Below are 14,063 nucleotides of genomic sequence, written 5' to 3' on the forward strand. Positions count from 1 at the left end.
CGGCACGGCGCGCCGCGACAAGTTTGGCGACGTTCACTGGCCTTCGCCGAACTTGTCGGCGATGAGCTTGAGCAGCGCGCTCATGGCATCGGCCTCGTCCGGGCCTTCGGTTTCGATCACGACCGTGCTGCCGATGCCGGCAGCCAGCATCATCACGCCCATGATGCTCTTGGCGTTGATCCGGCGGCCATTGCGGCTCATCCAGATTTCCGACTGATAGTTGCCCGCCAGCTGCGTCAGCTTCGCCGACGCGCGCGCATGCAGGCCGAGTTTGTTCACGATGGTCGTTTCTTGTTGCAGCATAGTTCGTCGATCCAGGCGCAGTGTGTTGATGTAAGGCTCGGTGATTGTGCGTCGCTCGCGCGGGACGCGCGCGCTGCGTGTCCATTCGCGCGGGTGCGGCGAGAGGCGTCGGTGGTGCTTTCGTCGGTGGTGCTTCTTGCAGTGCGAGGGCGCTGCGCGCATCCGCGGGCTGCGCAATGGGGGCGCGCCTCCGGTTTGCGTGGTCTGGGCGCCCGCTCAGGCCGCGCCAGCGGGCTTGAGCGCGCCCGCCGGCAGGCAGCTCGCGGTCTTTGCGCTATCCGCCGCGCCTGTTGCCGCCTTGGCCACTGCATCGGAGGCCGCTTCGGCGCACGGCGTGGGCGCGCAGCCGCATTCCTGCGCGGATGCCGGCATGCTCGGCCCAATCGCCTGAATGCCCTTGCTCGCGCCCGCTAGCGCCTTTTCCACCAACATGTCGAGCGGTGTCGTGCGATAGCAGACGGCGCGCACGAGCATCGGCAGATTGACGCCCGCCAGCACGCGCACCTGCGGCACGGTCGCGAGCCGGGCGGCGATATTCGAAGGCGTGGCGCCGAACATGTCGGTGAGCACGAGCGCGCCGTTGTCCTCGCGCAGGCGCTCGATTTCGGCGCTCGCCCGCGCGACCACCTCGACGGGGTCGCTGTCGGGCAGCACGTCGAGCGCGCCGATGCGCGCCGGACAGCCGCCATAGATATGAGCGATGCACTCGCGAAGCGCGGTGGCGAGCGGTGCATGGGCGATGATCAGAATTCCTGCCATCTCGGTCTGACTGCAAATAACGGCTTCGGTTGATGCTGGGACTGTCCCGGCCGGGGCCGATCCCATCGATCGCGTCCGGCAGCGCCGAGCCTGCGGTCAGCCGTGGGCCACAGGGTCGGAACATGCGCCGCGCGGCCGCTCCGGCGCACTTTCTGGCACGACGGACAGCCAGCCCGGAACGCGGGCTCGCGGCATTGTAGCAGGGTCATTTTCGCGCACGCCAACCCGTTTTGCTTGCGGTCTTGCGTCCCGAAATACCCTGTTCGCGGCGCCCCTGCTACACGGGCGCCGGCAGGCGGTCAGCGCTTCGGACTCTCGCTGCGAATACCGGGCGCCGACATTTCCAAGATGCCGGCGCAAAGCCGGGATTCAAGCCGCCGCGCGCTCCAGCGCGTCGACGAACATCGCCGCCACGTCGAAGCCAGTCTGCTCCATGATCTCGCGAAAGCACGTCGGGCTCGTGACGTTGACCTCGGTGAGCCAGTCGCCGATCGCATCGAGCCCCACGAGCAGCAGGCCGCGTGCCGCGAGCGGGGCCCCAAGCGCCTTCGCAATCTCCAGATCGCGCGCCGTGAGCGGCTGTGCGACGCCGAGGCCGCCCGCCGCGAGGTTGCCGCGCACCTCGCTGCCCTGCGGAATGCGCGCGAGCGAATACGGCACCGGCTCGCCGCCGATCAGCAGGATGCGCTTGTCGCCGTCCTTGATCTCGGGGATGAACTTCTGCGCCATCACGCTGCGCGCGCCGTCGTGGCTCAGCATCTCGATGATCGAGCCGAGGTTCATGCCGTCCGCCTTCACGCGGAACACGCCCATGCCGCCCATGCCGTCGAGCGGCTTGAGGATCACGTCCTGGTGCTCCTCGTGAAACTTGCGCAGGCGCGCCGCGCTGCGCGTGACGAGCGTGGGCGCGACGAACTGCGGAAATTCGCCGATGGCGAGCTTCTCCGAATGATCGCGAATCGACTGCGGCTTGTTGAAGATCTTCGCGCCCGCGCGCTCGGCGAGTTCGAGCAGCCACGTGGAGGTCACGTACTCCATGTCGAACGGCGGATCCTTGCGCATGATGACCGCGTCGAAGCCCGTGAGCTCGCGCGTATCGGGCGCGGCCCTGAACCAGGTCTCGCGATGCAGGTCCGCCGTGTCGCCGACGATCTCGAAGCGCCGCACGTCGGCCTCGACCCGGCCGTTCACCCAGGCCAGATGCTGCGGCTCGCAGGCGAACAGCGTGTGGCCGCGCCGCGCGGCCTCGGCCATCATCGCGTAGGTCGAGTCCTTGTAGATCTTGAACCGCTCGAGCGGATCGGCGATGAAGAGAATGTCCATATCGTCCCTGCCTTGTCCCTGCTTTATGCCAGGCTTCGTGCGTGCTTCGTTCGTGCCTGCTTTGTGCCTGGCGTTATGACGGCAACGCCCGCTCGGGGCGGGCGCTGCGGTTGAATTGTCCGAAAAGCGGTGCGCGCGGGGCTTACACCTGGATCGCCTCGGGGTCGGTCTTCTCCAGCTCCACCGACGCCGCGAGCAGCCCCAGACGCGCCACCACACCGTACATGTAGAAGCGGTTGGGCGGCGCCGCGCCCGGCTTCGCGCGCGTGTCGGGCAGCGCCGTGTGCTCGAAACCGAGCGGCACGTAGTGCATGCCCGGCGCGTTCAGGTTCTGGTCGCGCTCGCGGCTGCCGTGCGCGCGGTAGAAGCCGCCCACCACGTAGCGGTCGATCATGTAGACGACCGGCTCGGCCACCTCGTCGCCGATATGCTCGAAGGTATAGACGCCCTCCTGCACGATCACGTCGCGCACCTCCAGCCCGTCCTTCGTGGCCGACATCTTCGCACGTTCGCGCTTCGTGAGCGCGGCGACCTCGGAGGCGTCGTGCACCGTCATCACGCCACGGCCATCCGTGCCGGCGTCGGACTTGATGACCACGTAGGGCTTTTCGGTGATGCCGTACTCGCGATACTTCTTCGCAACCTTCTTGAGCACCGCGTCAATCGATGCCGCCAGCTTCTCCTCGCCCGTGCGCGCCTCGAAATCGACGCCTTCCACGTGCGCGAAGTACGGATTGATCATCCACGGATCGACGCCCACCATCTTCGCGAACTTCTTCGCCACGTCGTCGTAGCAGGAGAAGTGCGTGGACTTGCGGCGCACCGCCCAGCCCGCGTGCAGCGGCGGCAGCAGGTATTGCTCGTGCAGGTTCTCGAGCACCGGCGGGATGCCGCCCGAGAGATCGTTGTTCAGCAGGATCGAGCACGGATCGAAGTTCTTCAGCCCGAGGCGCCGCTGCGAGCGCTCGAGCGGCTCGAGCACGATCTTCTGGCCGTCCGCGAGCGAGATCGTGACCGGCCCGGCGATGGTTTCGTCGAGCGTGCCGAAGCGCACGTTCAGGCCCGCCTGGCGCATGATCGTGGCGAGGCGCGCGACGTTCTCCAGATAGAACGCGTTGCGCGTGTGCATCTCGGGAATCACGAGCAGGTTCTTGGCGTCCGGGCAGATCTTTTCGATGGCCGCCATGGCGGCCTGCACGGCGAGCGGCAGCACTTCCTGCGGCAGGCAGTTGAAGGCGCCGGGAAAGAGATTGGTGTCGACGGGCGCGAGCTTGAAGCCGGCGTTGCGCAGGTCGACCGAACAATAGAACGGCGGCGTGTGCTCCTGCCATTCGAGGCGGAACCAGCGCTCGATGGACGGCGTCGCGTCGAGGATCCGCTGCTCGAGCTCGAGAAGCGGACCGTTCAACGCCGTGACCAGATGCGGGACCATAAGGTAATACTCGCGGACAAAAGCTGATTGAAGGTAGGGAAACCGGGAGCTTATCTGGGGACGATTGCGACGGTTACAAGACGGCTTTTCCCTTACTGGCCATAGGGTTATCGACACCCGCCGCGCCCGCGTCCAGCGCCATCGAATAGCCATTCTGGACCGCGCGCAGGGTCCGGCGCAATGGAGACACACGAAAAGCAGGGACACTAAGCTAACGCTGGCGCAATCGGGCTTATTCCCGCAAGCCATGCGCCTGTGCCTGGAAAAAGAAAGGGCCCGCCATGAAGACGGGCCCAAGTCGCTGTACTCCGGTTACTGCTTACTGCCTGCTGCTTGCTGCCTCAAACCTCCTCCAAACCTGTGAAGCGGACGATGGAGAGCATCACGCTTATTCCACGCGCTCGCCGTGCAGCACCACGTCGAGACCTTCGCGCTCTTCTTCCTCGGAGACGCGCAGGCCCATCACCATGTCGATCACCTTGAGCAGAACGAAGCTCACCACGCCGCTGTAGATGAGGGTCGTGAGCACGCCCTTGGCCTGCAGGATGACGCTGCCGTCCGCGCCGCCGATGTCCTTCACCGCGAACACGCCGGTCAGGATGGCGCCGATGATGCCGCCCACGCCGTGCACGCCGAACGCGTCGAGCGAGTCGTCGTAGTTGAACTTGTGCTTGAGCCAGGTGGCCGACCAGAAGCAGACTACGCCCGCCACCACGCCGATCACGATCGCGCCCATCACGCCGACGAAGCCCGATGCCGGCGTCACCGCCACGAGCCCCGCCACGGCGCCCGAGGCAATGCCGAGCACCGAAGGCTTGCCCTTGGCGATCCACTCCGCGAACATCCAGCCGAGCGCCGCGCAGGCGGTGGCGATCTGCGTCGTGAGCATCGCGAAGCCGGCACGGCCGTCAGCCGCGACGGCCGAGCCCGCGTTGAAGCCGAACCAGCCCACCCACAGCATGGCCGCGCCGATCAGCGTGAGCACGAGGTTGTGCGGCGCCATGACTTCGCGGCCATAGCCCACGCGCTTGCCGAGCACGATGCAGCACACGAGGCCCGCGATGCCGGCGTTGATGTGCACCACCGTGCCGCCCGCGAAGTCGAGGATGCCGGCGCTGGCGAGCCAGCCGGTCGGTTCCCAGACCATGTGCGCGATCGGCGAGTAGACGATGATCGACCACAGCGTCATGAACACGAGCATCGCCGAGAACTTCATGCGGTCGGCGAACGCGCCGGTGATGAGCGCCGGCGTGATGATCGCAAACGTCATCTGATAGACGAAGTACACGGTCTCGGGGATGGTCGGCGCGAGGTGGCTCACGGTGAGCGTCGTCGCCTTGTCGCCCTTGATGTAGTTCATGCCTTCGAGGAAGACGCGCGAGAAGCCGCCGATGAACCCGTTACCCGGCGTGAACGCGAGGCTGTAGCCCACCACCGTCCAGATCACCGTGACGACGCAGGTGATCGCGAAGCTCTGCATGAGCGTCGCGAGCACGTTCTTCTTGCGCACCATGCCGCCGTAGAACAGCGCGAGGCCCGGAATCGTCATGAACAGGACGAGCGCGGTGGAGGTGAGCATCCACGCGGTGTCGCCCGAGTTGATCTTCGACGAATCGACCGAGAACGGCGCGGTCGGGGCGGCGGGCGCGGCGGCTGCGGCCGAGGCGTCGGCCGGCGCGCTGGCGGCCGCGGTCGCTTCGGGTGCGGAAGCGGCCGCGGCGGCAGGGGCCGATGCCGTGTCCGCCGCGGGGGCGGAGGCCGCCGCGGCGGCCGTTGCGTCAGGTGCGGCCGCGGACGCGGCGGGCGCCGAAGCGGCAGCCGGCGCGGACGCATCGTCGGCCAGCGCGGCGCCGATGCCGCCGGTCAGCAGCGAGCCGGCCATCAGCAGGGACATCAAAAGTTTGCGCATCTCGGTTTCCTCTTGTCTCTCTCGTCTGTCACGAAGGACGTCGTTTGGACGTCGTCAGGCGGTCACAGGGCATCCGCGCCGGTCTCGCCGGTGCGGATGCGAATGACTTGTTCGATGGGGGTAACGAAAATCTTGCCGTCGCCGATCTTGCCAGTGCGGGCGGCGCGCTCGAGCGCCTCGATGGCCTGCTCGACAATGTCGTCCGAGACGGCCGCTTCGATCTTGACCTTGGGCAGGAAGTCGACGACATATTCGGCGCCCCGGTATAGCTCGGTGTGGCCTTTCTGACGGCCGAAGCCCTTCACTTCGGTAACCGTGATCCCCGAGACGCCGATGGCCGACAAGGCTTCGCGCGCCTCGTCGAGCTTGAACGGCTTGATGATGGCTGTGATCAGTTTCATGTAGTCCTCGCTGCGGTTGCTCTGTAATTGCTTGGATTCCCGTATCCAGTCTTGCGACGGGCGCCGGCGGCGCGGGTCTCTCCCCGCCGGCGCACCGCGAGCCAGCCGTGGTCAGGCTGCACTGATTGGTGTGCGCCGCAGTATTAGCAACACCCGTGCCAATTTGCTCCGGCCTCTTTTCTGACGAGCCTCGATGCACGATCCGCGCAAGCCGTGGACAATGCCGGTCCACGCGCGCCGACCCGCGCCGCGCGGGCTTGAGCGAGCGCGAGCAAGGTCCTGGCCGGACGGCCAGCGCTGGCGCTGCGCGGTGGCGGCGCCTGTCGATCGTTGCTAGAGTGTTTTCAGGCAGGCAGCCCGGCACTCAGGCGTCCCAAGCCCGCCGCAAGGGCAATGCGGCAAGCCGCGAGCGCGTCGTGGGGCGGCACGGGCGGTAGCGGGTGGCGGCGGTGGCAGTGGGCGCCCCGTGCACCAGTTGCGCTCACGGGCAATATCCATCTCGCACCAGGATCGGTCACGATCCAGGACGAGGCACAGTCGAAACGGAAACTGCACATTTTTTGTGCAGCGAATTTATGTAGTGAGGGGAACCGAATGAAACAACCGAACGATGTATTCAACGACCTGCAATCGAAGGTGAGCGAACTCCTGAAGAACTCGCCGGCGCGCGACGTCGAGCGCAACGTGCGCGCCATGCTCTCGCAAGGCTTTTCGAAGCTCGAACTCGTCACGCGCGAGGAATTCGACGCGCAGACGCAGGTGCTCGTGCGCACGCGTCAGCGCCTCGAAGAACTCGAGCGCCGCGTGGCCGAGCTCGAACAGAAGCTACCTGTCACTGGCCAGTCGTCCTGAATAATTCAACGTATAGCCGGGGCCGGCTCGCGCTGATGGCAGGCCCCGGGGCAAGCGTGCCGTAACCGTTCCGCAATGGAGCCGTAAAGGGGCACGCGCCTCAGCCGCCTGGCGCATGAAGGGTGTGGGCTCGATGCAGCCGCCGCTCGCCGTTCGTGTGCCCCCTTCCGGAGACCTCCATGTCGCTTGCCGTGGTGAAGAGCCGCGCGCCGGCTGCTGGCCGCGCGCCCGATGTGACCGTCGAGGTCCATCTCGCCAACGGGCTGCCGTCGTTCTCTATCGTCGGCCTGCCCGATCTCGAAGTGCGCGAGAGCCGCGAGCGCGTGCGCGCCGCGCTCTCGAACTGCGGCTTCGACTTTCCCGTACGCCGCATCACCGTGAATCTCGCGCCCGCCGACTTGCCGAAGGAGTCGGGCCGCTTCGACTTGCCTATCGCACTCGGCATCCTTGCGGCGAGCGGGCAGATTCCCGCGGCGGCACTCACGTCTGCGCGCGAGTTCGCGGGCGAGCTCTCGCTTTCGGGCGCGGTGCGCCCCATGCGCGGCGCGTTCGCGATGGCGTGCGGGACGGCGCGCGCGCATGGCGGCGTTTCGCAGCCATGTTCGCAGTCATCGCCGCCGCCATCTGAAGCGTATGGCTCTGCGCCAGCACACACTCAGGCCAGCGCGACGGCTTCCTGCTCGTGCACGCCCGAGCTCTACCTGCCCGCCGACAATGCCGCCGAAGCCGCGCTCGTGCCCGGCGTCGCGGTCTACGCCGTCCCCGACCTGCGTACGCTCTGCGCCCACCTCGCGGGCGAGGAGGACGCGCGCCTGGCGCCCGTCTGCGCCGACACACTCGGCGCGGCGTCGGCCACGCCGCAGCCCGACATGGCCGATGTGATCGGCCAGCGCGGCGCACGCCGCGCACTCGAAGTCGCCGCGGCCGGCGGCCATCATCTGTTGATGATCGGGCCGCCAGGCGCCGGCAAATCGATGCTCGCCGCGCGCCTGCCGAGCTTGCTGCCGCCGATGACCGACGCCGAGGCGCTCGCCAGCGCCGCGCTGCTTTCCGCGAGCGCCGTGGGTTTCTCGCCCCAGCAGTGGCGCCGGCGTCCGTTTCGCGCGCCGCATCATACGTCCAGTGCGGCGGCGCTGATCGGCGGACGCAATCCGCCCCAGCCAGGCGAGATCACGCTCGCACATTCAGGGGTCCTATTTCTCGACGAGCTGCCCGAGTTCGACCGTCACGTGCTGGAGACCTTGCGCGAGCCGCTCGAAGCCGGCTCCATCACCATTTCGCGCGCGGCCTGGCAGACCGATTTTCCCGCCGCGTGCCAGCTCGTCGCCGCCATGAATCCGTGCCCGTGCGGCTGGCGCGGCGATCCCTCCGGGCGCTGCCGCTGCACGCCCGAGGCCGCGGCGCGCTATCGCCGCAAGCTTTCGGGGCCGCTGCTCGACCGCATCGACATCCAGATCGAGATTCCCGCGCTGCCGCCCGCCGAGCTCGCGTCGCGCGCGAGCGCGCCCGGCGAGCCTAGCGCCAGCGTCGCCGCGCGCGTGGCGGCGGCGCGCGAGCGCCAGCTTGATCGCCAGGGCAAAACCAACCGCGAGCTGAGCGGACGCGAGACCGACGCGGTCTGCCGTCCCGACGCCGCGGGCGAAGCCCTGCTCCACGAAGCCGGCGAGCGCTTCGGCTGGTCGGCGCGCGCGTACTACCGCGCACTCAAGGTGGCGCGCACGATCGCCGACCTCGCGGGCGCAGCTATGCCGGAAGCGACACACGTCGCGGAAGCGGTGCAGTATCGGCGCGCGTTCAGCGATCAGTAAGCAGTGCGCAATAGCGATGCGGATCGATCGCATGGCGATGCCGATGAGGCGGCCGCGTCCACGAATTGCACACGGCCAGCGCCGGAAGCCGGATTTCCGCCTTCGGATAGATCAAAAAAAGGAAGTCAAGACTTGACTTATACACATTTCATCGTGTTGGGGGCAACTTTCTGGCCGATTCGCATTCTGCTTCGACCAAAAACGCAAGTCATTGATTTTTATGGATTTAACGTTTGACCACGAAGCGGGCCAAACTAACAAAAAGCCCACAGCGCGGCCATTTGCGGGCGATGAGCCCGCTTTTTCCACAAAGTTACCCACAGGAGCTGTGGGTAACCCGTAAACCCTCAATGAAATCCGGGAATTAGCTGGTAAACCCAGGAGAACACATTCACATTCGCGCGCAATCGCCTGTCGCTCCGTAATCCTAAGAAGCGGTCAATCGAGCTTGAATGATTGGAAGAACTGATCGACCTGCTCGGGCGCCGGTTGATCGCGCCCCACAATCGCCAGCTGATAGGCGTGCGCCCCCTTGGCGACGAGTCGCGCATGAATCGTGCGCTGCTCGTCCTTCGCGCCCGCCTTGCCGGTGAGCTGCATGTCCACGCCCTCGACCGAGCCGCCCGCCGCGACCGGCACGGCCACCGAATGGGCCTCGGGCGCCGCGCCCACGTTGCGCGCGAGCCCCGCGCGCAGGAACGCCAGCGCCTTTTGCTGCGTGGCCGGCAGCGCATCGGGCAAATCGAGCGTGCCGATCACGAACACCGCGCCGTTCACCTCGGCGGTCTGGACCCGCATGCGCATCGGCGTGCCGTCCACGTCGATACGGCGCTCGTCGGAGCCTGGCTTGGCCGGCAGATCGACGCTATAGCCGCTCGCGTCGTTCGAGATCGTGCGCCAGTCGTAGGTCGGCGAGCAGGCGATGAGCGGCGCGAGCACGCCGGCCAGCAGTGCCGCGCTCGCCGCGCGCGCGAGGCGCGTGCGCAAGGGCGACGGCAGAATCGGCGAAAGACGGGCGCGAGAGAGAACGTTAAGGACCATGAGACGCGAGCGCGGCGGCTAAAAAGTGTGAGGAAAGGGCTGCGCGGACATTATCCCTGGCTTATGCCCACCCGTGCCGCCGCAACCGCTATGCCGGGAAATTCGGCGCTACAATAGTCCGGCTCATTTCCGCGCCAAGAGGCGCCCGAGGCTTCATCCATGTCCGCATCCCCGACTCCCCCGAAGGCACGCTCCAGCGCGATCCGCAATATCGGCGCGCTGGTCGTTGTCGCTGCGCTGGCGATCGCCGGCTACTTCGCGTTCTTCGGCAGCCAGCAGCGCGTGCCCGACGCCACCTTCACGCTGCTCTCCGGCCAGAAGGTCTCGACCGCCGATCTCAAGGGCAAGGTCTACCTCATCAACTTCTGGGCGACGAGCTGCGCCACCTGCATGCAGGAAATGCCGCAGATGGTCCAGACCTATAACCGCTTCAAGGGCGAAGGTCTCGAATTCGTCGCCGTGGCGATGAATTACGACGCGCCCATGTACGTCGTCAATTACGCCCAAACACGCCAGTTGCCGTTCAAGGTGGCGATGGACGACGGCTCGGCGGCGAAGCAGTTCGGCAACGTCCAGCTCACGCCCACCACATTCGTGGTCGACCGCAACGGCAAGATCCTCAAGCGCTATGTGGGCGAACCGAAGTTCGCGGAGCTCGACGCGCTGCTGCAAAAGGCGCTGGCGACCTGACGCCCCCGGGCGAAACGCCCGGCATCCTGAATCCTGAGCGAAAACGGCAGCGGAGCCCTCCGCTGCCGTTTTCGTTTGCGCTGATGCACCGCCTCATCGCAAGCGCCCTCAGCCGCGCGTTTCACTTTCCCCGCGCGCCACCAGCCCATAACGGCGCATCTTCTCGTAGAGCGTGGCCTTCGCCATCTGCAGCCGCTCAGCGGCCTGGGCGACCGCGCCGTGCGTCTGCTGCAGCGCATCGGCGATCAGCGCGCGCTCGTATTGCTCCACGCGCTCCTTGAGCGGCAGCGCGTCGTCGGCGCCGCTGGCGGCCTGCGGCGCGACATCGTCGGGAATGCCAAGCACATAGCGGTCCGCCGCGTTGCGCAGCTCGCGCACGTTGCCCGGCCAGTCGCGCTGCGCGAGGCGCATGCGGTCGCGCTCGGTCAAGAGCGGCGCGGGGCGCTGATAGCGCACGGCCGCGTCCAGCAGGAAATGCTCGAAGAGCGGCACGATGTCCTCGCGGCGCTCGGCGAGCGGCGGCAGCGCGATCGTCACCACGTTGAGCCGGTACAGCAGGTCACGCCGGAAGGTGCCTGCGGCCACGTGCTCCATCATGTCGCCCTTGGCCGCCGCTACCACGCGCAGATCGACGCGCACGGGCTGGTTCGAGCCGAGACGCTCCAGCACGCCGTCCTGGAGCACGCGCAGGAGCTTCACCTGGAGCGCGAGCGGCATGCTTTCGATCTCGTCGAGGAAGAGCGTGCCGCCCGCGGCGTGCTCGAGCTTGCCGATACGCCGCTTGGCCGCGCCCGTGAACGCGCCGGGCTCGTAACCGAACATCTCCGATTCGAACATCGGCTCGGGCAGCGCGCCGCAGTTCACGGCCACGAACGGCTTGTCGCGGCGCGGCGAGAGCTCGTGCAGGCTGCGCGCGATCAGTTCCTTGCCCGCGCCGGTGTCGCCGTTGATGAGCACGGAGGCGTCCGTGGGCGCGACGTTCGCAATGAGCCGCCGCACCTGCTCGATCGCCGGGCTCTTGCCGATGATGCGCGGCGCGAGCGTGTTCTGCCCGGCCAGCTCCCGGCGCAGCGCGAGGTTTTCGAGCATCAGCGTGCGCCGCTCCAGCGCGCGCCGCACCGTCTCGATCAGGCGCTCGGAGGCGAACGGCTTTTCGATGAAATCGTAGGCGCCGTCGCGCATCGCCTGCACGGCCATCGAGATATCGCCGTGGCCCGTGACGAGGATCACGGGCACGTCGGGCGCGCGCTCGTGGCACTGCGCGAGCAGGTCGAGCCCGCTCATGCCGGGCAGCCGGATGTCGCTGACCACGACGCCGGCGAATTCGGTGTCTACGCGCGGCAGCGCGGCCTCGGCGTTCGCGAAGCCGGTCGCGTCGAAGCCCGCGAGCTGCAGGCTCTGCACGCCGGCGCGCCGCACCAGTTCGTCGTCCTCCACGTAGAGCACCGGGCCGGGCATCGAGTTGACCATGTTCGTTAGCCTTCCTTATTTCATTGGCGTGGGCCGCTCGCGGGCGTTGCCGGATTGCCCGTCGACGGATTTGCCGCTGCGTTTCCATCGGCAAGCGGCGTCGCGCTTTCGTTTGTCGCTGCGAGCGCCGCGTTCACGCGCGTGCGGCGCAGCGTCAGCACGAAGCACGCGCCGCCATCGGCCGCGTTGTGCGCCGCGAGCGTGCCGCCGCAATCGCGCGCGATCGACGAGGAAATCGCGAGCCCCAGGCCCAGGCCCTGCCCCATCTCCTTCGTCGTGAAGAACGGCTCGAACAGGCGCGGCATGACGTCGGCGGGAATGCCGGGACCGTTGTCGCAGACGGCGATCTCGATCGTCGCGGGCTGCGCGCGCACGTCGATCGCGATGCGCGGCGCGCCCGTCACCGCCGCCGCGTCGAGCGCATTGCCGATCAGGTTGATGAGCACCTGCTCGAGCCGCAGGTCGTCGCATTGCGCGACCAGTTCGGGATACTCGCCGTGCGGATCGAGCGGTGCGCTCGCGGCATCGCCATCGGTGACGGTGAGCGCCACGCGCACGCCTTCGAGGCGCTTGCCGAGCAGCGCGAGCGCATTGCGCAACGCGCGCGCCACCGGCGAGCGCTGGTTCTTCGGCTTGGCGCGCCCCACGAAGAGCTTGAGCTGATTGACGATCTTGCCCATGCGCTCGGTGAGCGAGCCGATCGCCTCCAGATTCTCGTGGGCCGCGTCGTACTGGCCGCGCTCCAGAAACACTCGGGTGTTGTCGGAAAAGCTGCGCAGCGCCGCGAGCGGCTGGTTCAGCTCGTGCGTGATGCCCGCCGCCATCTGCCCGAGCGCCGCCAGCTTGCTCGCCTGGATCAGCTCGTCCTGGGTCGCGCGCAGCTCGGCTTCGGTGCGCGTGCGCTCGGCCACTTCGCGCTGCAAACGCTCGTTGGCCTGCGAGAGATCGGCGGTGCGCTCGGCTACGCGGTCGTTGAGCATCGCATAGGCCTTTTGCAGCATCGCGCGGCTCTTGAGCACCTCGCGCACGCGCGCGCGGCGCATGCGCCAGTAGAACGCCAGCAGACACAGCGAGACGTAGCCGAAGCCGGTCATGATCGTCGCGTTGCGCGTCGCGTCCAGCACCGGATCGACGGGCGACATCGTCACGAGATGCCAGTCGGGCTCGCCGAGCGCGCGGCGCGTTTCCAGATAGCGCGGCGCGCGCAGGCCGCTGCCGATGCGCACGATATCGGCGCCGCCCTCCAGCACGCGCTCGACGCTCGCGGGCAGCGGCGCGATGTCCTGGCGCGCGTACTGGCGCGTCTCGTCGATGGACGCCACCACGTCCGCGGGCAGCGGGCGCACCGTGCGGTACTTCCACGCGGGCACCGAGGAAAGAAAGATCACGCCGTGATCGTCGGTCACGAGCAGCGGCTCGGAGGTGTCCGAGCCCGGAAACCATTCGAGATTGAGCTTGACCACGGCCACGCCGACGATCTTGCCGTTGCGCCGCACCGGCTGCGAAATGTAATAGCCCGGATCGTGCGAGATCGTGCCGATGCCGAAGAAGCGCCCCACGCCGCCCTTCGCGGCCTCGATGAAGTACGGCCGGAAGCGGTACTCCACGCCCACGAAGCTGTCCGGGCCGCGCCAGTTGCTCGCGGCGATGCACAGGCCGTCGGCGCGGATGATGTAGGTCGTGGTGGCGCGCGCGTGGCGGTTCACGCCCTCGAGATAGCGGTTGGCCTGCGCGACCCAGTCGGGTTTGGGGTCGGCGAGCACGTCCTGCACGAGCGGATGCGCGCCCACCAGATATGGCAGCGACTCGTAGCGCTCGAGCGTGCTCTTGAGCGCGGCGGTCGTACGGTCGTTGCGCACGGCGGCGTTGCGGCGCAGCGCGTCGATGCCGGTCTGCCAGGCGAGCGACCACGCGAGCGTGCACACCGCCGCGAGCCCGACGGCGAGCGCGAACAACAGGATGAGGCGGCGCGTCACGAATGCGGCTTCCAGATGATCGTGCGGGGATGGCTGGAATTGTGGCACACGCTTACGGCGCAGGGCGGCCGAAGGTGAGAAACGCAAGGCGCTGGGGGA

The 14,063-nt window shown here is 67.5% G+C and carries 12 protein-coding genes; 3 read left to right on the top strand and 9 right to left on the bottom strand.

Annotated elements, in window-relative coordinates; all coding sequences use genetic code 11:
* Positions 1-33: 33 nt before the first annotated feature.
* The 6 genes from U5775_RS15395 to U5775_RS15420 all read right to left on the bottom strand — a co-directional run bounded on the left by U5775_RS15395 (position 34) and on the right by U5775_RS15420 (position 6,127).
* On the bottom strand, positions 34-303 hold the full coding sequence (locus tag U5775_RS15395) for an HPr family phosphocarrier protein (RefSeq protein ID WP_028227727.1): 270 nt from the start codon (positions 301-303) through the stop codon (positions 34-36).
* Positions 304-519: 216 nt separating this feature from the next.
* Positions 520-1,062: a PTS sugar transporter subunit IIB gene (locus tag U5775_RS15400; RefSeq protein WP_322058978.1), complete on the bottom strand. Its 543-nt coding sequence runs from the start codon at positions 1,060-1,062 to the stop codon at positions 520-522.
* Between the two features lie 369 nt (positions 1,063-1,431).
* Positions 1,432-2,385 carry a glutathione synthase gene (gshB, locus tag U5775_RS15405; protein ID WP_322058979.1) on the bottom strand — a complete coding sequence of 318 codons (954 nt, stop codon included), beginning with the start codon at positions 2,383-2,385 and terminating at the stop codon, positions 1,432-1,434.
* Between the two features lie 142 nt (positions 2,386-2,527).
* Positions 2,528-3,817 carry a glutamate--cysteine ligase gene (gene gshA, locus U5775_RS15410; RefSeq protein ID WP_322058980.1) on the bottom strand — a complete coding sequence of 430 codons (1,290 nt, stop codon included), beginning with the start codon at positions 3,815-3,817 and terminating at the stop codon, positions 2,528-2,530.
* A gap of 388 nt (positions 3,818-4,205) precedes the next feature.
* Positions 4,206-5,726, bottom strand: coding sequence for an ammonium transporter (locus tag U5775_RS15415; protein WP_322058981.1), 1,521 nt, complete (start codon positions 5,724-5,726; stop codon positions 4,206-4,208).
* A gap of 62 nt (positions 5,727-5,788) precedes the next feature.
* Positions 5,789-6,127, bottom strand: coding sequence for a P-II family nitrogen regulator (locus tag U5775_RS15420; RefSeq protein WP_074285567.1), 339 nt, complete (start codon positions 6,125-6,127; stop codon positions 5,789-5,791).
* A gap of 594 nt (positions 6,128-6,721) precedes the next feature.
* On the opposite strand from U5775_RS15420, the gene U5775_RS15425 reads away from it, so the two are divergent.
* Positions 6,722-6,979 carry an accessory factor UbiK family protein gene (locus U5775_RS15425; protein WP_028217123.1) on the top strand — a complete coding sequence of 86 codons (258 nt, stop codon included), beginning with the start codon at positions 6,722-6,724 and terminating at the stop codon, positions 6,977-6,979.
* Positions 6,980-7,158: 179 nt separating this feature from the next.
* Positions 7,159-8,787 (top strand): YifB family Mg chelatase-like AAA ATPase, encoded by a 1,629-nt coding sequence (locus U5775_RS15430; protein WP_322058982.1) that lies wholly within the window; start codon positions 7,159-7,161, stop codon positions 8,785-8,787.
* Between the two features lie 438 nt (positions 8,788-9,225).
* On the opposite strand, the gene U5775_RS15435 is transcribed toward U5775_RS15430, so the two are convergent.
* Complete coding sequence (locus U5775_RS15435; protein WP_322058983.1) at positions 9,226-9,828, bottom strand: hypothetical protein; 603 nt, start codon at positions 9,826-9,828, stop codon at positions 9,226-9,228.
* Positions 9,829-9,987: 159 nt separating this feature from the next.
* On the opposite strand from U5775_RS15435, the gene U5775_RS15440 reads away from it, so the two are divergent.
* Entirely contained in the window at positions 9,988-10,518 is a 531-nt protein-coding gene (locus tag U5775_RS15440) for a TlpA disulfide reductase family protein (protein ID WP_322058984.1), read from the top strand.
* Between the two features lie 108 nt (positions 10,519-10,626).
* On the opposite strand, the gene U5775_RS15445 is transcribed toward U5775_RS15440, so the two are convergent.
* Together U5775_RS15445 and U5775_RS15450 are read right to left on the bottom strand one after the other, a co-directional pair.
* Positions 10,627-11,988: a sigma-54 dependent transcriptional regulator gene (locus tag U5775_RS15445; protein ID WP_322058985.1), complete on the bottom strand. Its 1,362-nt coding sequence runs from the start codon at positions 11,986-11,988 to the stop codon at positions 10,627-10,629.
* Between the two features lie 20 nt (positions 11,989-12,008).
* Positions 12,009-14,027, bottom strand: a complete 2,019-nt coding sequence (locus U5775_RS15450; protein ID WP_415913586.1) for a sensor histidine kinase — start codon at positions 14,025-14,027, stop codon at positions 12,009-12,011.
* Positions 14,028-14,063 lie beyond the last annotated feature (36 nt).

This window comes from Paraburkholderia sp. J63 (assembly GCF_905220245.1).
Lineage (GTDB): Bacteria > Pseudomonadota > Gammaproteobacteria > Burkholderiales > Burkholderiaceae > Paraburkholderia.

Coding starts and splice junctions, on each gene's coding strand:
- U5775_RS15415 (WP_322058981.1), bottom strand. CDS start 5,726: ATGCGCAAACTTTTGATGTCCCTGCTGATGGCCGGCTCGCTGCTGACC.
- U5775_RS15445 (WP_322058985.1), bottom strand. CDS start 11,988: ATGGTCAACTCGATGCCCGGCCCGGTGCTCTACGTGGAGGACGACGAA.
- U5775_RS15440 (WP_322058984.1), top strand. CDS start 9,988: ATGTCCGCATCCCCGACTCCCCCGAAGGCACGCTCCAGCGCGATCCGC.
- U5775_RS15430 (WP_322058982.1), top strand. CDS start 7,159: ATGTCGCTTGCCGTGGTGAAGAGCCGCGCGCCGGCTGCTGGCCGCGCG.
- gshB (WP_322058979.1), bottom strand. CDS start 2,385: ATGGACATTCTCTTCATCGCCGATCCGCTCGAGCGGTTCAAGATCTAC.
- gshA (WP_322058980.1), bottom strand. CDS start 3,817: ATGGTCCCGCATCTGGTCACGGCGTTGAACGGTCCGCTTCTCGAGCTC.
- U5775_RS15420 (WP_074285567.1), bottom strand. CDS start 6,127: ATGAAACTGATCACAGCCATCATCAAGCCGTTCAAGCTCGACGAGGCG.
- U5775_RS15395 (WP_028227727.1), bottom strand. CDS start 303: ATGCTGCAACAAGAAACGACCATCGTGAACAAACTCGGCCTGCATGCG.
- U5775_RS15400 (WP_322058978.1), bottom strand. CDS start 1,062: ATGGCAGGAATTCTGATCATCGCCCATGCACCGCTCGCCACCGCGCTT.
- U5775_RS15435 (WP_322058983.1), bottom strand. CDS start 9,828: ATGGTCCTTAACGTTCTCTCTCGCGCCCGTCTTTCGCCGATTCTGCCG.
- U5775_RS15425 (WP_028217123.1), top strand. CDS start 6,722: ATGAAACAACCGAACGATGTATTCAACGACCTGCAATCGAAGGTGAGC.